At 58.5% G+C, this 15,721-nt stretch carries 24 protein-coding genes and 2 tRNA genes; 16 read left to right on the forward strand and 10 right to left on the reverse strand.

Features of this window, described 5'->3' with window-relative positions; genetic code table 11:
• Positions 1 to 144 precede the first annotated feature (144 nt).
• A complete protein-coding gene (gene gloA / locus C3Y91_RS12140) occupies positions 145 to 585 on the reverse strand; it encodes a lactoylglutathione lyase (RefSeq protein WP_018073425.1) in 441 nt (146 codons plus the stop codon).
• Between the two features lie 195 nt (positions 586 to 780).
• On the opposite strand from gloA, the gene C3Y91_RS12145 reads away from it, so the two are divergent.
• Positions 781 to 1,359 carry a cold-shock protein gene (locus C3Y91_RS12145; protein WP_018073426.1) on the forward strand — a complete coding sequence of 193 codons (579 nt, stop codon included), beginning with the start codon at positions 781 to 783 and terminating at the stop codon, positions 1,357 to 1,359.
• 2 nt (positions 1,360 to 1,361) lie between these two features.
• Positions 1,362 to 1,850: a DUF192 domain-containing protein gene (locus C3Y91_RS12150; protein WP_024320686.1), complete on the forward strand. Its 489-nt coding sequence runs from the start codon at positions 1,362 to 1,364 to the stop codon at positions 1,848 to 1,850.
• A gap of 65 nt (positions 1,851 to 1,915) precedes the next feature.
• On the opposite strand, the gene C3Y91_RS12155 is transcribed toward C3Y91_RS12150, so the two are convergent.
• Both C3Y91_RS12155 and C3Y91_RS12160 read right to left on the reverse strand, forming a co-directional pair.
• A tRNA-Pro gene (locus tag C3Y91_RS12155) sits at positions 1,916 to 1,992 on the reverse strand.
• Between the two features lie 182 nt (positions 1,993 to 2,174).
• Positions 2,175 to 2,387, reverse strand: a complete 213-nt coding sequence (locus C3Y91_RS12160; protein WP_020397615.1) for a hypothetical protein — start codon at positions 2,385 to 2,387, stop codon at positions 2,175 to 2,177.
• A gap of 317 nt (positions 2,388 to 2,704) precedes the next feature.
• Here C3Y91_RS12160 and C3Y91_RS12165 point away from each other — a divergent pair, with 317 nt between their 5' ends.
• Positions 2,705 to 3,010, forward strand: coding sequence for an ETC complex I subunit (locus tag C3Y91_RS12165; RefSeq protein ID WP_130664515.1), 306 nt, complete (start codon positions 2,705 to 2,707; stop codon positions 3,008 to 3,010).
• A gap of 57 nt (positions 3,011 to 3,067) precedes the next feature.
• Positions 3,068 to 3,144: transfer RNA gene (locus C3Y91_RS12170), tRNA-Arg, on the forward strand.
• 150 nt (positions 3,145 to 3,294) lie between these two features.
• Here C3Y91_RS12170 and C3Y91_RS12175 read toward each other — a convergent pair.
• The 3 genes from C3Y91_RS12175 to C3Y91_RS12190 form a co-directional block, all read right to left on the reverse strand.
• A complete protein-coding gene (locus C3Y91_RS12175; RefSeq protein WP_168575332.1) occupies positions 3,295 to 3,576 on the reverse strand; it encodes a hypothetical protein in 282 nt (93 codons plus the stop codon).
• Positions 3,573 to 4,439: a hypothetical protein gene (locus C3Y91_RS12180; RefSeq protein WP_168575333.1), complete on the reverse strand. Its 867-nt coding sequence runs from the start codon at positions 4,437 to 4,439 to the stop codon at positions 3,573 to 3,575. Before C3Y91_RS12180 ends, C3Y91_RS12175 begins: the two co-directional genes overlap by 4 nt.
• A 382-nt stretch (positions 4,440 to 4,821) precedes the next feature.
• The gene (locus tag C3Y91_RS12190; RefSeq protein ID WP_168575335.1) at positions 4,822 to 5,397 is read right to left on the reverse strand and encodes a hypothetical protein; all 576 of its coding nucleotides are present in this window, start codon (positions 5,395 to 5,397) and stop codon (positions 4,822 to 4,824) included.
• 126 nt (positions 5,398 to 5,523) lie between these two features.
• On the opposite strand from C3Y91_RS12190, the gene C3Y91_RS12195 reads away from it, so the two are divergent.
• From C3Y91_RS12195 to C3Y91_RS12225, 7 genes are all read left to right on the forward strand, one after another.
• Positions 5,524 to 5,730, forward strand: coding sequence for a helix-turn-helix transcriptional regulator (locus C3Y91_RS12195; protein ID WP_168575336.1), 207 nt, complete (start codon positions 5,524 to 5,526; stop codon positions 5,728 to 5,730).
• Between the two features lie 122 nt (positions 5,731 to 5,852).
• On the forward strand, positions 5,853 to 6,170 hold the full coding sequence (locus C3Y91_RS12200; protein ID WP_168575337.1) for a winged helix domain-containing protein: 318 nt from the start codon (positions 5,853 to 5,855) through the stop codon (positions 6,168 to 6,170).
• 187 nt (positions 6,171 to 6,357) lie between these two features.
• Positions 6,358 to 7,398: a bifunctional DNA primase/polymerase gene (locus C3Y91_RS12205; protein WP_168575338.1), complete on the forward strand. Its 1,041-nt coding sequence runs from the start codon at positions 6,358 to 6,360 to the stop codon at positions 7,396 to 7,398.
• Between the two features lie 90 nt (positions 7,399 to 7,488).
• Positions 7,489 to 7,935 (forward strand): hypothetical protein, encoded by a 447-nt coding sequence (locus tag C3Y91_RS12210; protein ID WP_168575339.1) that lies wholly within the window; start codon positions 7,489 to 7,491, stop codon positions 7,933 to 7,935.
• Positions 7,932 to 8,219: a hypothetical protein gene (locus C3Y91_RS12215; RefSeq protein ID WP_168575340.1), complete on the forward strand. Its 288-nt coding sequence runs from the start codon at positions 7,932 to 7,934 to the stop codon at positions 8,217 to 8,219. The genes C3Y91_RS12210 and C3Y91_RS12215 overlap by 4 nt, the downstream gene beginning before the upstream one ends.
• On the forward strand, positions 8,216 to 8,494 hold the full coding sequence (locus tag C3Y91_RS12220; RefSeq protein WP_168575341.1) for a hypothetical protein: 279 nt from the start codon (positions 8,216 to 8,218) through the stop codon (positions 8,492 to 8,494). Before C3Y91_RS12215 ends, C3Y91_RS12220 begins: the two co-directional genes overlap by 4 nt.
• Positions 8,495 to 8,498: 4 nt before the next feature.
• The gene (locus C3Y91_RS12225) at positions 8,499 to 9,179 is read left to right on the forward strand and encodes a transcription termination/antitermination NusG family protein (protein WP_168575342.1); all 681 of its coding nucleotides are present in this window, start codon (positions 8,499 to 8,501) and stop codon (positions 9,177 to 9,179) included.
• 128 nt (positions 9,180 to 9,307) lie between these two features.
• On the opposite strand, the gene C3Y91_RS12230 is transcribed toward C3Y91_RS12225, so the two are convergent.
• From C3Y91_RS12230 to C3Y91_RS12245, 4 genes are all read right to left on the reverse strand, one after another.
• The gene (locus tag C3Y91_RS12230) at positions 9,308 to 9,616 is read right to left on the reverse strand and encodes a hypothetical protein (RefSeq protein ID WP_168575343.1); all 309 of its coding nucleotides are present in this window, start codon (positions 9,614 to 9,616) and stop codon (positions 9,308 to 9,310) included.
• Positions 9,617 to 9,656: 40 nt separating this feature from the next.
• The gene (locus tag C3Y91_RS12235; RefSeq protein ID WP_168575344.1) at positions 9,657 to 9,896 is read right to left on the reverse strand and encodes a hypothetical protein; all 240 of its coding nucleotides are present in this window, start codon (positions 9,894 to 9,896) and stop codon (positions 9,657 to 9,659) included.
• Between the two features lie 39 nt (positions 9,897 to 9,935).
• A complete protein-coding gene (locus C3Y91_RS12240) occupies positions 9,936 to 10,070 on the reverse strand; it encodes a YHYH domain-containing protein (RefSeq protein ID WP_168575345.1) in 135 nt (44 codons plus the stop codon).
• A 205-nt stretch (positions 10,071 to 10,275) separates the two neighbouring features.
• Positions 10,276 to 10,746, reverse strand: coding sequence for a hypothetical protein (locus C3Y91_RS12245; protein ID WP_168575346.1), 471 nt, complete (start codon positions 10,744 to 10,746; stop codon positions 10,276 to 10,278).
• Between the two features lie 260 nt (positions 10,747 to 11,006).
• Between C3Y91_RS12245 and C3Y91_RS12250 the strand changes: the two genes are divergently transcribed.
• From C3Y91_RS12250 to C3Y91_RS12270, 5 genes are all read left to right on the forward strand, one after another.
• Positions 11,007 to 11,243: a spike base protein, RCAP_Rcc01079 family gene (locus C3Y91_RS12250; RefSeq protein ID WP_018449515.1), complete on the forward strand. Its 237-nt coding sequence runs from the start codon at positions 11,007 to 11,009 to the stop codon at positions 11,241 to 11,243.
• 72 nt (positions 11,244 to 11,315) lie between these two features.
• Positions 11,316 to 11,789, forward strand: a complete 474-nt coding sequence (locus C3Y91_RS12255; protein ID WP_168575347.1) for a terminase small subunit-like protein — start codon at positions 11,316 to 11,318, stop codon at positions 11,787 to 11,789.
• Positions 11,755 to 13,326: a terminase large subunit gene (locus C3Y91_RS12260; protein ID WP_168575348.1), complete on the forward strand. Its 1,572-nt coding sequence runs from the start codon at positions 11,755 to 11,757 to the stop codon at positions 13,324 to 13,326. Before C3Y91_RS12255 ends, C3Y91_RS12260 begins: the two co-directional genes overlap by 35 nt.
• On the forward strand, positions 13,326 to 15,401 hold the full coding sequence (locus C3Y91_RS12265; protein WP_168575349.1) for a hypothetical protein: 2,076 nt from the start codon (positions 13,326 to 13,328) through the stop codon (positions 15,399 to 15,401). The genes C3Y91_RS12260 and C3Y91_RS12265 overlap by 1 nt, the downstream gene beginning before the upstream one ends.
• Positions 15,398 to 15,709: a hypothetical protein gene (locus C3Y91_RS12270; RefSeq protein ID WP_168575350.1), complete on the forward strand. Its 312-nt coding sequence runs from the start codon at positions 15,398 to 15,400 to the stop codon at positions 15,707 to 15,709. The genes C3Y91_RS12265 and C3Y91_RS12270 overlap by 4 nt, the downstream gene beginning before the upstream one ends.
• Positions 15,710 to 15,721 lie beyond the last annotated feature (12 nt).

The following is a 15,721-nucleotide window of genomic DNA, read 5'->3' on the forward strand; positions in this document are numbered from 1 at the left end:
GAAAATCGGCGAAAAACGCTTTTCTTCCGCTTCGAGTCGCCAGGAGATTGCCTGCGGGGCCGGATCGCGGCAAGCGTCAAGGCGCCGGCCGGACCCGAAATCGAAAAAGCCGCAAGCCTCGCAAAAGCCTTGCGGCGAAAAGCCTTACCAGGCGCCGGTATTGCCCATCGAGGCCCAGGGTTCGGCGGCCGGAAGGGGGCTGCCCTTTTGCAGGATTTCGATCGAGATGCCGTCGGGCGAGCGCACGAAGGCCATGTTCCCGTCGCGCGGCGGCCGGTTGATGGTGACGCCGTTGTCCATCAGATTCTGGCAGGTCGCGTAAATATCGTCGACCTCATAAGCGAGGTGGCCGAAATTGCGTCCTCCGCTATAATCTTCCGTATCCCAGTTGTAGGTCAGTTCGAGGCAGGGAGCTTTTTCGCTGCGCGCACGGTCGAGATCGTCGCGAGCGGCCAGAAAAACCAGGGTGAAGCGGCCTTTCTCGTTTTCGTGGCGGCGAATCTCCTCCAGCCCGAACAGCGTGGTGTAAAAAGCGAGCGAGGCGTCCAGGTCTTTGACGCGTACCATTGTGTGGAGATAACGCATTCTATCTACTCCTTTATTGGGGCTGGCTTTTTTCAGCGAGCCGAGGTCAGCTTCGGGCAAGTCATCTTTATAAAATGTGCAGCTGGGAATAACCGAAAACTAGGACTTGCGCTTATCCGTTACCAAGATGTTAATCTTGATTTCAAGAATCAGTTAACCGTAACAGTGTGACGCGTATTCGAGGGGCTGGCGACAATGGCTGACAGGATTTCATCGAACGAATACTCCGACCTCGACGAGCTATCGGGAGAAGCGGTCGATCTTGTTGAAATCACCGGGGTCGTCAAGTGGTTCGACGTCGCCAAGGGTTTCGGCTTCATCGTGCCCGACAACGGCTTGCAGGATGTTCTCCTGCACGTGACCTGCCTGCGACGCGACGGTTACCAGACGATCCTCGAGGGAACGCGCATCGTCGCCCTCATCCAGCGCCGCGAGCGTGGCTATCAGGCTTTCAAGATCCTCTCGATGGACCAGTCGACCGCGGTTCATCCCTCGCAGTTGCCGCCGGTGCGCACCCATGTGCAGGTCACCGCGACGAGCGGACTCGAGCGTGCGCTCGTCAAGTGGTTCAACCGCACCAAGGGCTTCGGCTTCCTGACGCGCGGCGAGGGCACCGAAGACATCTTCGTGCACATGGAAACGCTCCGCCGCTTCGGCCTGACGGAACTGCGCCCCGGCCAGGTGGTCCTCGTGCGCTTCGGCCCCGGCGAAAAGGGCCTGATGGCCGCAGAGATCCATCCTGACGTTCCGAGCCCGGCAAGCCGGTCGCACTGAACATGCGCGGCCTAATCCTATTTGATGCCATCAGAAGCGCCATATTGGCGCTTTTTTTCATGGTCGCGCTGCCGGCTTTGGCCGAGGAGCAGATGCGGTTCGACAAGGAGCCGCTGCTCATCCAGACCGCGGCGGGCAAGGTGCTGCATTTCACCGTCGAGATTGCCTCGACCCCGGATCAGCGCGCCCGTGGACTGATGTTTCGCAAGGTGATGGCCGACGATGCCGGTATGATCTTCGATTTCGACGAGCCGCGGCGCGTCACCATGTGGATGGAAAACACCATCCTGCCGCTCGACATGCTCTTTGCCGACGACACCGGAACGATTCGCCACATCAAGGAAAAGGCAGTGCCCTATTCGCGTGACATCATCGATTCGATGGGCGCGGTGAAATACGTCGTCGAACTCAATGCCGGCATCGTTGCCAAACTCGGAATCAAGCCTGGCGACAGGATCGTCAGCGCCACGACGACCAAGAAGGCGAAGTAACGGCGCGCGCGACCGCGAGCGGCGCTGCGCCTGTCAAGGAATTCAACAATATCGGGATATTTGAATGGTCGGAGTGGAGAGATTCGAACTCCCGACCCTCTGGTCCCAAACCAGATGCGCTACCAGGCTGCGCTACACTCCGTGCCGTGAATGGCAGGGGAGATACACGGTTCACTTCGCCGTCGCAACCCATAAATCCTGCTCTGGCCGAAGATTCCTCGCCGAACCTGTGGATGCAAGACAGAAAAATCTTGATGGGTCGCCAGTGTGCTTGATCGCGCGAGTCCGTCTGCCTGGCGCAATTGGCGTCAGGGCAAGGCTACCTTAGCCGTGAGCGATCAGGCCGATATATTGAGCGTAGCTGATGGCAAGGTAGAAGAACGCCGTGATACCAGCCCCTATCACAATGGCATTGAACTCCGCCGAACGTCTCATCATGAGTGCAAATCCACTGAAACCAACTGAGCCGTAGAAATAGTGCCGAGGGCTGGCTGCGGCAATCAGGATGCAATCACAACATGCGACGATCGGTAACATTGCGCAATCCGGCCGGAGTCGCTTGGCCTTCAAGAGATGGCTGGCGCGACACGAGGGGAAGAATGCCCAGAGGCGCTTGTCCGCGGATATTCTTTGTTCCCCAACGCATCGGCTTGTCATGGGATGGAGCCGGCGGCGTCGTCGTGCACCGCCTTTTTCCTTGAAAAGGCGGGGATTCGCAGCTAAGCAAAATTCATCTCTTTGCGTTATCCTCAGCGATGATGCAAAAGGCCCGGCGCGGGCCGGCAACGGGCCGGCAACGGGATTGAGACCATGAAAGGCGGGCATTGTCCCGCATAGTCGGAGACGCTGCAGTCATGTCTGCCAAGATCTATCGTCCAGCCAAGACCGCCATGCAGTCCGGCAAGGCCAAGACCCATCTCTGGGTGCTTGAGTTCGATCAGGAGTCGCCGCGCAAGATCGATCCGATCATGGGCTACACCTCTTCGGGTGATATGCGCCAGCAGGTGAAGCTCACCTTCGAAACGCAGGAACTCGCCGAAGCCTATGCCCAGCGCAGCGGCATCGAATACCGCGTCATCGCGCCGAAGGACCCTGTCCGTCAGGTTGTCGCCTATCCCGACAATTTCCGTTATACCCGCACGCAGCCCTGGACGCACTGAGATTTCTCGTCCAGATATGCCGCATCCCGGTCGCGCTCCCAGGCGCGGCCAACAGACGGCCCCTTAGCTCAGCTGGATAGAGCACCTGCCTTCTAAGCAGGTTGTCGCAGGTTCGATTCCTGCAGGGGTCGCCATCATTTCAATGACTTACCTCAACCCTCGCTTTCTCGCTGGCTCCAGGGTAACACTGGGGGTAACGGCCGCGGCATTTCGCCTACGAGAAACCCCGGCCCGCCGGTGACGGCGGCCGAGGTTTGATCGAGGCTATCTGCGAACCCGACTCACTATCCGTCTTCGGTGAGGTTGCTGTCCAACTCGTCGCCATTCGGCTCAGTGTCTCCACCGTCCTCGTCGTTCTCGTCTTCGATTTCCAAATCGGCCTGTTCCGAACCCACCGGCATATACCAGTGGGTTTGCGTCACATGCTCAGGGGCGCCGAGGCTGGGTTCGTTGTCGTTGTCGGGTTCCAGGTTCTCGTCGCCGTCCAGGAGATCGAGCAGGGCGATCAGTTCTTCGATGTATCCCTCTAGTGTTTCGCGTCGCAGCTCCTGGACCACGTTGCTCATACGGCTGCCCTCCCGGCGACTTCTGCCACGGAGTCTATGAAGCGAGCGATTTGCCCAAGCGGGCTATCATCAGACTTCGTGATTTTCATGAGCGCACCTGCGGTGACGGCGAGGGCGTCAGCTTTCATTCCCAAGCCGGCGACCGTGTAGGCCGGGCACTGGGAGACCTCATTGGCCGCCGTTAGAAGCCGACCGTCGGCCTCCTTGACGCGCAGCCGAGCTGCATCGGCTCCAGAGATTTCGCGAAGATGCGCGGTTTCGGCCTCATACTGTTCAGCGAGCCCGATATTCACTTCGTACTCCCTGATCATCTTATCGCGAAACGATTGATGGCGGACACGAGCTTTTTCTGTACGGCCCTTCGGAGAGGATTGCTTCCATTTCTCGACTATCTCCCGAGCCCTGCTACTCGTTAGGATCGAGAAGCAGGTCCGCGGAGTTCCGCGCCGGAATTTTGCTGACATCCGCTTCGTCAGGTCGGCCGTGTCTCTCATGATAAAGCGGCCAATTATATCCCGCTCGCCGTCGTCTAAGTAACTACCATTCTGCGCGTTTGCGCCCCATAGCAGCGCCTCGGGAGCGAGTGGCCACCGATGCTTCCACTCATCGGCCAACCACTCTCGGGCTTGGTGCGCCTCCTTCAGATCGATGCAGGCATCGCAGAAGCCTTGGTATGCCGAGATCAACTCGGGGCTCTCCGCCTGGTCGTGAAGGCCTGATGACGTCAAGGCGCCAGCGCCATGCGCATCAGGCGCCAGGGCGACAGCTGCGGCCGTCGACGCAGTGGCGAGACCCCAAAGAAGGGCACGGCGGGTGGTGCTGGGCAAGCCTTCGGCGGTAGCCGCAATTGCTTCATTCGGCATGGTTAGCTCCTAATTGTGTCTGACACCAAATTAACTTGGTATCTTAACCATGACGGTGTTTCTTGTTGCAGTCAACACTAAAATGGGTATGGTACCAAAATTCATTGGTTGGAAACAAAATGCCTATAACTGGATTTCAGATTAAAGCCGCTCGTTCTCTCATCGGAATGGAGCAGGTCGAGCTTGCTGCAAAGGCGGGTGTCAGCGCCAATACAATAAGGAACATGGAAGCTGCTGGAGCCGAACGCATAAGTGTTCGCACTGGCACTCTCGATGCCGTAACGGACGCGCTCAAAGCCGCGGGTGTCTTAATTATTGATCAGGGGCCGAGCGATGGTGGCGCAGGCGTTCGCCTCATAAGCAAAGGAGCATAGACCCAATCTCAAAAAGGGATGTCGTCGTCGAGATCCCGTGAGAAATTGCCGCCGCTCTTTCCCTTAGGTGGTGGCTGTTGTTCGACCGGCCACTTGGGAGGCTGCAGCTTGGCATTCTTCAACGCATCAGCCATTGCGTGCCCTGCCGCATAGTAATCTTTATGCTTCATGTCCTCATGGAGCTGGATGAACTCATCGATGCGCGGCCAAAGAACATCGATATAGTGATTGAGATAAGTCTGCTTTTTCTCAGTCGCAAAGAAAAACGGCCAGTGGTTGCGTACGAAAGATAGGCGCCGCTCCTCCTCAAACGTGGGAATCAATTCGGGCACCTTTGAAACCTCAAGTGCACGGACGCCTTCGCTGACGTCCCAAAGATCCTGCCAGGTAGTATGGTAGTCTTCGTAACCGTCCGAACGTGTGATGACGGTATTTGCCGCCGCGGCGAGGATGGCCCGTTCGACGACGGTGGTGATCGTCTGACCTTTGAACCTCGCCATGTAATCAAGGATGAACCGCGTTTTCGGATCCAGCCGAATGGTTAGCGCTTCAGACTTGGGGTTTTTAGACGCAGGTCTACCCATCGAATCTCCCTATCGCGCGTACGCATAACTAAGTTGTGAATAGATTGCAATCATCACATTAATATTTGCCCGATCTTGGTGGTTCTTGTATTATAAGAACCGTGCAAAAACGTCAGGAGTTTGGGTATGAATACAGAACATCCGTCTCGTGAGTATCTGACTGGAAAGCAGGTGGCGACCCGGTACCAGATTACGCCGGTATCGCTGTACAGATGGGAGCGCGACGAACGCCTCGGCTTTCCACAGCCGATGATCGTCAACCGCCGCAAGCTTTACAAAGTGGAAGAATTGGTCGCCTGGGAACGAGGGCGGGCAAAGGAGCGGTCGGCATGATGCGAGCTCCGAACGAAAAGCGGCGGGGACCATCCAGGTCGCCAAACTCAGAGATCCCCACCGCTCTTAACGAAATCGCCTTTTCAGCGACCCCCCGTCACCAGCAGCCTTTAGGAGCGCCGATGAACAGTTCAGGTAGAGCACGGTCACGTTTGCGAGTCCAGAAAGTTGACGCCGGCGAACCGCTTGGTGAACCGCAAAATCTCATCGGCCGTCTCGCATGGACGATGCGACTCCTGATCAAAGCCGGGGAGCAGGGGGTGTCTTCTCTGGACCACATTGGTCCAAGGCTGTCAGACTACGTGTTTAAGTTGCGTCGACGTGGTTATGCAATTGAGACCATCGACACTAAACATGGTGGTGAATTTCCGGGCGTCCATGCGGTGTATCGGCTTCACAGTGAAGTCCGCATCCTGGAAGGCGAGAGGGCGGCAGCTTGACGGAGGCGCGCCAGGAAGCCGAAGAACCGAGTATCACCGTAGCAGCCGCGCAGTGGGTCGCGGACAATCCACCGCGGCCCGACATCATCCCGCATCTGAAGGCCAGGTTTTCGCTGACTTCTTTGCAGGCGGCGGAGGCTTGCGCCATGGCGCAGAAGTTTCGCCTTCTGCGGAGGGCCTACGGATAATGGGGGCGTTTGCGGAATGGCAACCCGAGTATGCAGCGCGCGGAATAAGCACGTTTCCTGTTGTCGTCGACGACAAGCTTAAAAAACCTGCCGTTAAAGGTTATTTGAAAATCGGTCTTCCCACCAGCAGTCAGCTCGCCCTCAAGTTCCCCGCTCATGAAGCGCTCGGCATTGCCTGCCGGCGCAATAAGCTGACGATCCTGGACGTCGACACGACTGACGAACGCGAGCTGGCTGACGGACTGACCAAGCATGGTCCGACGCCGTTCATCGTCAGAAGCGGTTCTGGGCATTTTCAGGCTTGGTATCGCAACGGCGGGGAGGGCCGGCGCATCCGGCCCGATCCGGAACGTCCAGTCGATATCCTTGGTGACGGCTACGTCGTCGCGCCGCCCTCAATGGGCGCCCGCGGCCGATACGCAATCATTCAGGGGTCGATGGATGATCTAGATCGACTGCCGGCGATGATTGGCACGCGGGTTTTTCCGCAACCTGCGACGTCCTCTGACAAAGACAAACCCAAGATTGTGGACCAGTCCGACAAGCCTATCCACCGCGTAAGCGGGATGCGCGACGGTGACGGTCGCAACAACTCCCTTTTCACTCGCGCGCTGCGCCAGGCCCGTCTGGCGACAACGAAAGAGGAACTGATCCAGATGGTTCACCACGCAAACACGCAGTTCGCTGAGCCGCTGCCCAATGAAGAAGTGCTCAGTGTGTCGGCGTCGGCCTGGAAGTACAAGCAAGCCGGCCGACTCATGGTCACCGGGGGTGAGGCAACGGCGGTGATCTTCCAGAGCGACATTGATCACCTCTGGGACAGGCCAAACGCAATCTCGCTGCTGATCCGCCTACGCTTGGCACACGGACACAGAAACGGTGGCGAGTTCGCGCTGTCGAGCGCCTACGCGGAATCCATGGACATGAGCGTCCCCACCTTCCGCACTGCTCGCGATGACCTCGCCGACCGCTTCTTCATCAAGATTGTTCATCCGGGTGGAAGGGGGAAGAACGACCCCCCGATCGTAAGACTGCTGTGAGACAGAGGCAGAGAGACAGGAGAGAGATGTGTATAGTTATATTGTAGCAAAATTCTTTCTACTAAGCCCTCGGGTGATCGGCGGTGCGAAATGAGCGCCCGCGTCCTCAACGTCACTCGGAACGATGACGGCCAGTTCCAGATCACCGATCAGCGCGGCAAGGTGGTCGAAGGTCCGTTTGATACGAACGCCGCGGCTTGGTCGGCGCTCGATCGCATCGACCACGATGAGATGCCCGGCAAGCGACGCAGCAATAAGAAGGTTCTCTGGGGCAGGCCAGAGAAGCCAGCAAAGCCCAAGGACAACAAGGTCAACCAGCGCCAGGCTGCGAAGGACCAGCAACGGATGAACGCCAACGCAGCAAAGGCACCTGGCTGGGTTCGATCCGTCGCCGCAGCCAAGTTCGATCCGGCCGGCGAGCGCAATTACCGAGATCACCGGCTCGGCACGTTTGGCGCCGCGTCTGATGTGAAGCGCATCGATCCGGCAACCTATCTCGCAGAAAAGGCCGCCAGCGCCGGAAAGGACAAAAGATGACCATCAAGGAAAGGCAGGAACGGGAAGCGCACGACCGAGAAAACCCTTGGCGCCCGATGGTAACAGCCAAGGCCGACGGGTTGATCTGCGATCTGCTGTTCGACGACATGGCGGGTCACTTCGCGACAGAGGCACTTCAGTACTTTCTCGATGTCGACGGTAGGTGGTACCAGATCGAGCCGCCCCGCCGAATCTATGAACAGCCGATGAATTGGCGGCCGTCGTATGTGCGAATGAGACCAGAGCGCCGACGGATCGTGAAGCAGCGGAGTAACGCCCGATGAGGAACGATGAAGCCATATTCCCCTGGACGAAGCTCGACGAGTTCGGCCAGGCATTCCGGAGCGGATACGTTATCCGCATCGAGGAGCGCGGCCAGTGGAAGACCTGGGGCGACATGGTTTTCCCCACCGAAGAAAGCGCGAATGTCACCGCCGCGCGCTGTGTCAACCGGGTGTGCGACATCGTGCCGGCAAGGGAAATCGTCCACCGAGCGGGCAAGCCAGGGCGGGATTTTTGCTTCGCAAGAAAAATCATCGTCGACGAAGCGAGGGCATGACAGCATGTGGAAATATCGAAACGCGGATTCGGTCCCTGAGGCAGAGTTTTTCCAGGCCAGGAAGGGCGAGGGCAAGCGAGACTCGCCGGTGGAGACATGGTTCGCAGTCAAGGCCGCTCCTGGCGCTCAGCGCTGCCCATCAATGCGGGAAGGGCAGGACCGCACGGGCGACAGCGTCGTTGAGCGCAACCTTCGCAACGAGGGCTTCGAAGCGTTCATGCCGAGCTACCGGATAGAGGTCCGCCATCATCGTCAGGGGCACTGGATCGAGCGACGCTTCCCGACATTCAACGGATACCTGTTCGTCAACATAGGCCCCCACGACTACCGGGCTGTTGAAGCCGTCGACGGCGTGAGCAAGATCCTGCGCTTCACGAAGCAGTACGAAGAACGACCAATGCCGTTCGAGTTCCCCCAGGAGACAATCGACCGGCTGCGTTACATCGCTTGGGAGCAGGAACAAAACTTCCTGGTTGCCCGAGCTCGCCGTCAGCGAGAGGAAGAGATCGAGCAAGAGCAACGGAGCCGTGGGAAGCCGGTAAATGCCAGCAGCCGCAGGATTCGGAGAGCGCAGTTCACCGACCTGGGCGGCGGACTGTCATCCAGTATGTCCTCGGCGTCATCTCGGTCGTTCATAACTGAAACGTTGAAAGCGCTGAATAATATGGCTATCAGGCTTGATTAATCATAACCATCTGGTAATGTGTGCGCACTGATTTGTGGATGTACAGTGCGCAAACGACGCCGGTCCACGCGGATAAGCAGCAATCCGCACCATGGAAGAAATACGTCCAAATTTTGGGCGTTTCGCTCCTAGCCGCCGCCATCTCCGGTTCCGCCTGTGCCGTAACCGCCATCATCCTGCGTATTTCCGCCTCCGCCTCTGGCCAAAAGCGCATTCAAATCGTCACCGTCGAACAGCAGATCTTTTCCGGGCGTGTGGACGTGCAGCTCGGTTTTGAACGCGTTGGAAGTGTCCGCCTCCTTCGCAAATTCGAGGGCGTCCCGCAGCGATCCGAATGTCTTTTTGTCGCTATCCCAACCTGGCCGCCAAATAAGGACAGATGTCTGCGTGCCGCCGTGTTGAGATAGGATCTCGTCGGCATCAAACTGAGATTTCATTTCTGGCGTCTCCTCACGCTGCGTACGCACTAACCTGCGCTCACAATCGAGTATCTATCAAAGGAATGTCACCGGTTTCCTTGGCGATAGCCCCAGCGCGCTCAAGCACGGCCATTTTTGTGGCCGGTTCTTGATGGGCGAACGTAGCGACGGCAGAGTCCGTAATCCGGAAGCGGCCGCAGTGATCGCATATTACCTCTGTAAAATCTCCCATCTTGGGGAGTGCCTCTTTTGCGGTGCCCTCGCAAACCGGACATTTGTTGTTATCAGTCCAGGTCATCGGCTTCTCCTGAATTAGCCCTGGGTCAAAATGCAGGCGTCAATGGCAGTGATAGTCGCCGGTCTTGTGATTGGTATGGCAGCCATTTTTGTCGAGGCCGCCGCCATGGGCAAAAGCGCTGGCTGCAGTCAAAACGAATACGGTCGCTGCGAGAGCGATCCTAATGGTTTTCATTGGTTGAGTTCCCCATCCCTTTAGACGCGCAGTAGAGCATGCGCTTGCCTCGCAGTCGAGGAGTTTTCAACTACAAGTCTGTATTTGTGGGGGCAGGGTAAACGGCGCCATCATCGTTGCAGTCGCAACATCACCCAAGAAGCAGTATTTGTCTGTCGCACCGGAAAGGTAGCCGCGAGCGCGGCTACCTGGATGCTCCGCCGTTTCAATAGTTATACATTTTCATCGTTCCATCGAACGTACCGCCATTCCCCCAAAAGCTGATTTGGTGCAGATCAGCAGGAATCCTCAATGCGCCCCTGCAGTCTCCGCAAAATAGCGATCCAGCACCGCCTGTATCATGCCAGAAGGTAGTCTGTCCGACGCCGGTGATAATGGGAGAGACTGAGGTTCTGAAGAAGGTATATTCGACGCCAATATGCGCATCTATTAACCAGCCGGTTCTGCCCAGAACGAAGCAAGTCTCGTCATTTCGGCCCTCTGCATGATTGCCGTTTTGTAGAGCGTATGCGCGATAGCCAGACGAAATATCGTTAACGCGAAAACCTAGCACGCGGTCTTTTCCTTGAGCGCGTAGCCATCCGCTGACGAAAACTTTAACAAACTCCCCAGGTGCAGTAACGCCGGCGGTGTGAACCTCCTCACCCGAGATAGTCGCTTCATAGATCAATTTCATGCCCCATCCTCCAGTTGTAGTGGCTTTAGAAATGAACACGTCAGGCGGCAAGAGTCGAGTCGCTGCACGCGGCAAGGAAACCGCCTTCGCTGCTCTGTTCCTCAGGCTGCTTGCCAAGCCTTCGATCAGGGAAAGTGGGCTCGATTCTTCATTGGTCTGCGAGAGTAGGCGCCGCCCCCTGTCGGGATGATACGCAACGCTCAGGACCCGCTCAACCGCATCGAGCATGAGTTCGTCTGAACCTTTCAAGGAGAACTAGAATGGACCCCTCGATTGCTCCGGCCTCGCGGGCCGCGGCGGTGACGCCGAACGATACTGCCATTGTCGGCGCCCGAGCCCTCTACATCGGCACGGCGGGCGATGTTGCCATTGCGCCGCGTCGGGACATGGACCCTGTTATCTTCAAGAGCGTGCCGGCCGGAACAATCCTGCCGGTTCACGCCGCCATCGTGGCGCTCACCGGGACTACGGCGAGTAACATCATCGCGCTGTTCTAGGCGTCACAATTCGTCACTGTGACGTCACGTGACGTCACGCTACAGCAGCCCGGCCGATCAGAAGGCAGGACCATGACAGGCAGACCTACCAAATTCACGCATTCCCTTGCCGGCATCATCTGCGAACGGATTGCTGACGGCGAAAGCCTTCGATCAATCTGCAGGGATGATGCCATGCCGGCCAAGTCGACAGTGTTGGCCTGGCTGGCTGATGACGACAAGTCAGCTTTTCGGACCAAGTATGCGCAGGCGCGCGAAATTCAGGCCGACGGCTTCGTCGACGAGATGGTCGAGATTGCCGACGACGGCACGAACGACTGGATGGAAAAGAAGAACGCCGACGGTGAAACGACCGGCTGGCAGGAGAACGGGGAAGCCATCAGGCGCTCGCAACTCCGCATCGGAACCCGGCAGTGGATTGCCGAGAAGCTGAAGCCGAAAAAGTATGGCGCCAAGGTCGAGCTGGAACACGGCGTGACCGGCGAGGTGTCGCAGCTGCTGGAAGCTATCAATGGCAAGACCCGCGGACTTCCAAGCAGCAGTTGATCAGTTTTCGGACTGGCGCTGGCGTCTAAACAATCTCTACTGGATCACCGACAAGGAGGGCAAAAGGGTCCGGTTCGAAATGAACTGGGCTCAGATGACCTTCTTCGAGCAGATGCATTACCTGAACGTGCTGCTGAAGGCCCGCCAGCTCGGCCTGACGACGTTCATTCAGATCTTCATGCTCGATGCCTGCGTATTCAACCGGGACATTCGGGCCGGCACGATTGCTCACACGCTCGGCGATGCGCAGACCATCTTTCGGGACAAGGTGAAATACCCTTACGACAACCTGCCCGAGGGTATCCGGGAAGCGGTGCCGATCGCGAGGGATAACCAGACGGAACTGCTCCTGGGGAACAACTCGAGCATCCGCGTCGGGACATCGCTTCGATCGGGCACGCTGCAATACCTGCATATCTCCGAATATGGGAAGCTCTGCGCCAAATATCCGGAGAAGGCGAGGGAAGTTCGGACCGGCGCCCTCAACACCGTCCAGGCTGGGCAGCTGGTGTTCATCGAAAGCACCGCCGAGGGGCAGGAGGGGCATTTCTACAATCTCTGCGAAGACGCCCAGGTAAAGCACCGCCAGGCATCAGCGCTGACGCCGCTCGATTTCAAGTTCCATTTCTTCCCGTGGTGGAAAGAGCCGCAATATTCGATCGATCCGGCCGGCGTCATCATCACCGACGCGTTCGCCAAGTATTTCCGCACATTGGCCGATCGGGGTATCGAACTGACGGATGGTCAAAAGGCCTGGTACGTCAAAAAGGCTGAGACGCAGCTCGGCGATATGAAGCGGGAATACCCGTCGTCACCAGCGGAGGCATTCGAAGCCAGCGTCGAGGGTGCTTACTACGCCGATCAGATGGCAGTGGTCGATGCCGAGGATCGACTTGGCGTTTACCCGCATGTGGTGGGCTACCCGGTCCACACGATATCCGACATTGGCATGGACGACACGAACAGCGTCTGGCTGTTCCAGGTCCTCCCAAGCCGCGTTCGGATGATCGGCTACTTCGAACACACCGGCACCGGCATGGATGGCATGCTCGATGAACTCGAGCGCCGCGCCGAAGAGCATGGCTATGTCTATGGCATCCACAACATGCCGCACGACATCCGCGTCAGAGAGTGGACGCGCGGCGGCATGACCCGCATCGAGATCATGCTGCAGGAGGTCAAGGCTCGAAACCTCGGCACGGTCCGGAAGGTCGAGCGGGCCTATGTGCATGACCGTATCAGCGGCACGCGACGCATCCTGACGAAGGTCGAGTTCGATCAGGCCGGATGTGATCAGGGCGTCAAGTGCCTGCGCAACTATAGGAAAGAGTGGGACGAGGATCTGAGCGTTTTCCGCGACGTACCCCTGCACAATTGGGCATCACACGGCGCCGACGCATTCGGCGGCCTCGCGATCATCTTCACCGGATTGGCGGCCGAACCATTGAAGCCCGAACCGAAGCCGCTGCCGACGTTCCAGAACATGACGTTCAACGATTTCGTCAACTCCACACCGACCCATAGCGAGCACGTTTGATGGACGACGAAGCCACGACATTGCCGGACGGTGAGCAGTACGACCTGGCAAAGGTTGGCGCTAACTGGCAGCAGGAGATCGAGCGCGCGCAGCGATACTTCAAATCCTGGGTCGATCGCTGCACGAAGATCGAGAAGATTTACCTGCAGCAGAACGATCAGCAGAGCGCCAAGCGCCGATTTGCGATGCTTTGGGCGAATATCTCGGTATTGCAGCCGGCGGTTTACGCCCGGGTGCCGCAGCCCGTCGTCGAGCGCCGCTTCAAGGATGCGGAGCCGGTGGCGCGAATGGCATCCGAGCTCGTCGAGCGAAACCTTGCCTACACCGCCGATGACGCTGATCTAGATTCCGTCATGCGCTCGGTTCGCGATGACTTCCTGCTTTGTGCCCGGGGTAGCGTCTGGTTGCGCTATGAGGCGGATTTCGAGCCGCTGGATATGGGCGTCGAACCATCCGACCCCGCCGGCACGGCCGCTGCCGGTTCGCCTATGGAGCAGATCACCGATGAGCGGATCTGCATCGATTACGTGCATTGGTCGGACTTCCTGCATTCGCCGGCAAGGCGTTGGAAAGATGTCACCTGGGTCGCGCGGCGCGTGCCGATGACCGATGGCGAGTTCGATAAGCGCTTTCCTGAGGGGCGGGCAAGCCTCGCCGCGAACGGCGCCGGCTCGAACCACGGGACCAATCAGACGGAGCGCGCTCAAAACGAGGGTAAAACCTACGTTTGGGAAATCTGGTGCAAAACCGAGGATTACACTGTTTGGATCGCCGACGGTTGCCCGACGGCGCTCGAGGTGTCAGAGCCGCCGCTGAAGCTGAAAGGCTTCTGGCCTTGCCCGCGGCCGGCATTCGGGACCTTGTCGACGAGTTCGCTCATCCCGGTACCGGATTACGTCTATTACCAGGGCCAGGTCGATGAAATCGATCTGCTGACTAAGCGGATCAACAAGCTGACCGATCAGCTGAGGCTGAAAATTTTCTATCCGTCCGGCGACGGCTCGGTATCGCCTGCGATCGAAAAGGCGATGCGGCCTGAGAACGACACGGTGATGGTCCCCATACCAGAGTGGGCTGCCTTCACCGATAAGGGTGGATCGAAATCCATCGTCACCTTGCCCATCGACGACGTTCAGAAAGTCATCGTCGCCTGCATCGAGGCGCGCAAGCAGCTCATCGAAGATGTCTACCAGATCACCGGCATCTCGGACATTGTCCGCGGCGACACTCAGGCGTCGGAGACGGCGACCGCCCAGCGGATCAAGAGTCAGTGGGGTTCGATCCGCATCCGCGACCGTCAGTCGGAGTTGGCGCGGTTCGCGCGGGACATCGTGGCGCTCGCCGGCGAAATCATCTGCGACCAGTTCCAGCCGGAAACGCTGATGCTCGTCAGCGGCATTCAGCTTCCGACCGCTCAGCAGAAGCAGATGGCCCAGATGCAGATGCAGCAGGCTCAGATGGGCGCGCAGCAAGCAGCCATGCGGGCGCAGCAGATGGGGCAGCCGGCGCCGCCGCAGCAACCGCCTCAGTTGCCGCCGGAAGTCCAGAAGATGATGGAGCAGCCGACCATCGACGAAGTGACGCAGCTTCTCAGGAACGACAGCATTCGCGGTTTCCGCATCGACATTGAGACGGATTCGACGATCGAGCCCGACGAGGATGCGGAGAAGCAGCGTCGCATGGAATTCGTCCAGATGGTCGGCGGCTTCATGCAGCAGGCCGGCGCAATCGCGCAGCAGACGCCAATGCTGGTGCCTGTGATGGTCGAGACGCTTCTGTTCGCTGCCCGCGGTTTCCGGGCCGGCCGTCAGCTGGAAAACACCCTTGAGCAGGTCGGTGCACAGCTCGCCCAGGCAGCAACAGCACCAAAGGCACCGCCGGAGCCGACGCCTGATCAGATGATCGATCTGAAGACCACGCAGGTGAAAGCGCAGGCTGAGGCGATGAAGGCGCAGACGGGTCTGGCCCAGGCGCAGATCGAGCATCGCACCACGATCGAGCAGGCGCGCAGCGATATGGCGGCCCAGGCCATGGAGCAGGCCAGGAACCAGCAGCAGCCAGGAGCAATGCAATGAGGGAACGCTATTGCCGCGTTTGCGGGGGTTGGCACGAGCTCGACAAGTGGCCGCACGACTGCATGCCGGTCCAAAACCGGGCGCAGTCCGATCTGCCGGCGCCGCACTTCATCAGCGATGCCATCGAGATCCAGTCGATGCACGACGGCAACACGTACACCTCGAAAGCCAAGCTGCGTTCCGCCTATCGGGCCGCAGGCGTGGTCGAAATTGGCAACGAAAAGCCGCAGCCCATCGAGAAGCCGAAAACGGATCGCAACGAGATCCGCAACGAACTGCGGCGAGTTCACGCTGAGTACAACGCCTGAACGGGCATCAAT

Origin of the sequence: Rhizobium ruizarguesonis (assembly GCF_012349115.1) — a bacterium.
Lineage (GTDB): Bacteria > Pseudomonadota > Alphaproteobacteria > Rhizobiales > Rhizobiaceae > Rhizobium > Rhizobium ruizarguesonis.

What these genes read in the sequence shown, in the direction of transcription:
- C3Y91_RS12250 (WP_018449515.1), top strand. Translation starts at nt 11,007, where the DNA reads ATGGACCCCTCGATTGCTCCGGCCTCGCGGGCCGCGGCGGTGACGCCG.
- C3Y91_RS12145 (WP_018073426.1), top strand. Translation starts at nt 781, where the DNA reads ATGGCTGACAGGATTTCATCGAACGAATACTCCGACCTCGACGAGCTA.
- C3Y91_RS12180 (WP_168575333.1), bottom strand. Translation starts at nt 4,439, where the DNA reads ATGCCGAATGAAGCAATTGCGGCTACCGCCGAAGGCTTGCCCAGCACC.
- C3Y91_RS12190 (WP_168575335.1), bottom strand. Translation starts at nt 5,397, where the DNA reads ATGGGTAGACCTGCGTCTAAAAACCCCAAGTCTGAAGCGCTAACCATT.
- C3Y91_RS12235 (WP_168575344.1), bottom strand. Translation starts at nt 9,896, where the DNA reads ATGACCTGGACTGATAACAACAAATGTCCGGTTTGCGAGGGCACCGCA.
- C3Y91_RS12205 (WP_168575338.1), top strand. Translation starts at nt 6,358, where the DNA reads ATGGGGGCGTTTGCGGAATGGCAACCCGAGTATGCAGCGCGCGGAATA.
- C3Y91_RS12270 (WP_168575350.1), top strand. Translation starts at nt 15,398, where the DNA reads ATGAGGGAACGCTATTGCCGCGTTTGCGGGGGTTGGCACGAGCTCGAC.
- C3Y91_RS12150 (WP_024320686.1), top strand. Translation starts at nt 1,362, where the DNA reads ATGCGCGGCCTAATCCTATTTGATGCCATCAGAAGCGCCATATTGGCG.
- C3Y91_RS12220 (WP_168575341.1), top strand. Translation starts at nt 8,216, where the DNA reads ATGAGGAACGATGAAGCCATATTCCCCTGGACGAAGCTCGACGAGTTC.
- C3Y91_RS12200 (WP_168575337.1), top strand. Translation starts at nt 5,853, where the DNA reads ATGAACAGTTCAGGTAGAGCACGGTCACGTTTGCGAGTCCAGAAAGTT.
- C3Y91_RS12165 (WP_130664515.1), top strand. Translation starts at nt 2,705, where the DNA reads ATGTCTGCCAAGATCTATCGTCCAGCCAAGACCGCCATGCAGTCCGGC.
- C3Y91_RS12255 (WP_168575347.1), top strand. Translation starts at nt 11,316, where the DNA reads ATGACAGGCAGACCTACCAAATTCACGCATTCCCTTGCCGGCATCATC.
- C3Y91_RS12195 (WP_168575336.1), top strand. Translation starts at nt 5,524, where the DNA reads ATGAATACAGAACATCCGTCTCGTGAGTATCTGACTGGAAAGCAGGTG.
- C3Y91_RS12225 (WP_168575342.1), top strand. Translation starts at nt 8,499, where the DNA reads ATGTGGAAATATCGAAACGCGGATTCGGTCCCTGAGGCAGAGTTTTTC.
- C3Y91_RS12215 (WP_168575340.1), top strand. Translation starts at nt 7,932, where the DNA reads ATGACCATCAAGGAAAGGCAGGAACGGGAAGCGCACGACCGAGAAAAC.
- C3Y91_RS12245 (WP_168575346.1), bottom strand. Translation starts at nt 10,746, where the DNA reads ATGAAATTGATCTATGAAGCGACTATCTCGGGTGAGGAGGTTCACACC.
- C3Y91_RS12260 (WP_168575348.1), top strand. Translation starts at nt 11,755, where the DNA reads ATGGCAAGACCCGCGGACTTCCAAGCAGCAGTTGATCAGTTTTCGGAC.
- C3Y91_RS12240 (WP_168575345.1), bottom strand. Translation starts at nt 10,070, where the DNA reads ATGAAAACCATTAGGATCGCTCTCGCAGCGACCGTATTCGTTTTGACT.
- C3Y91_RS12230 (WP_168575343.1), bottom strand. Translation starts at nt 9,616, where the DNA reads ATGAAATCTCAGTTTGATGCCGACGAGATCCTATCTCAACACGGCGGC.
- C3Y91_RS12265 (WP_168575349.1), top strand. Translation starts at nt 13,326, where the DNA reads ATGGACGACGAAGCCACGACATTGCCGGACGGTGAGCAGTACGACCTG.
- C3Y91_RS12175 (WP_168575332.1), bottom strand. Translation starts at nt 3,576, where the DNA reads ATGAGCAACGTGGTCCAGGAGCTGCGACGCGAAACACTAGAGGGATAC.
- C3Y91_RS12160 (WP_020397615.1), bottom strand. Translation starts at nt 2,387, where the DNA reads ATGTTACCGATCGTCGCATGTTGTGATTGCATCCTGATTGCCGCAGCC.
- C3Y91_RS12210 (WP_168575339.1), top strand. Translation starts at nt 7,489, where the DNA reads ATGAGCGCCCGCGTCCTCAACGTCACTCGGAACGATGACGGCCAGTTC.
- gloA (WP_018073425.1), bottom strand. Translation starts at nt 585, where the DNA reads ATGCGTTATCTCCACACAATGGTACGCGTCAAAGACCTGGACGCCTCG.